Source organism: Komagataeibacter kakiaceti JCM 25156, from assembly GCF_000613305.1.
In genome coordinates, this window is the sequence record NZ_BAIO01000857.1 from 1 (window position 1) to 652 (window position 652).

1 protein-coding gene is annotated in these 652 nt (G+C 63.5%); it reads left to right on the forward strand.

Annotated elements, in window-relative coordinates; all coding sequences use genetic code 11:
- A partial coding sequence (locus tag JCM25156_RS19555; protein WP_025814480.1) for a PUA domain-containing protein occupies positions 1-434 on the forward strand: 434 nt, incomplete at its 5' end.
- Between the last annotated feature and the right edge of the window lie 218 nt (positions 435-652).

The window sequence follows — 652 nt, forward strand, 5'->3', positions numbered from 1 at the left end:
TGGCCATCGCGCTGGGCAAGGGGCTGCACCCCCTCGCCCGCCTGCGTGATGGCGGCCGCTGCACATGGTTCCTGCCCACGGCGGATGCCCGCTCGGCGCGCAAGAACTGGATCGCGGGCAGCCTGACCCCGGCTGGCCATGCCGTGATTGACGATGGCGCGGTCAGGGCGCTGGTCATGGGGTCATCCCTGCTGCCCGCGGGTGTTACCGCCGTAGCCGGGGATTTCGACCGGGGCGATCTCATTGCCGTGCTGGACCGCAACGGGCAGAAGATTGCCTGCGGGCTGGCGGCCTATGCGGCGGACGAGGCACGCAGGATCGCAGGCCACCAGTCGGACGAGATTGAATCCCTTCTGGGCTGGCAGGGCGAAGATGAACTGATCCATCGTGACGATCTGGTTCTGCTGGCCCGCACGGAACCCGCCACGACCTGACGGCAGGCCGTCCCACACGCATAGAGGCTGTGTAATCATAAAGCTTCAGGGAATGCCGCCTTTTTGAAAAAAAAGGCGGCACCAAGCAACTTTTACTTTTTTATATCAATAAGTTGCTTGCAAACAGCTTCTTATTCCGCACGCGGCGGCCAGCGCAGGGTGGGCTCCGTGCGCGATCCGCGTTCGGGCGGCCATACCGATGCCCTTACTGGACGATG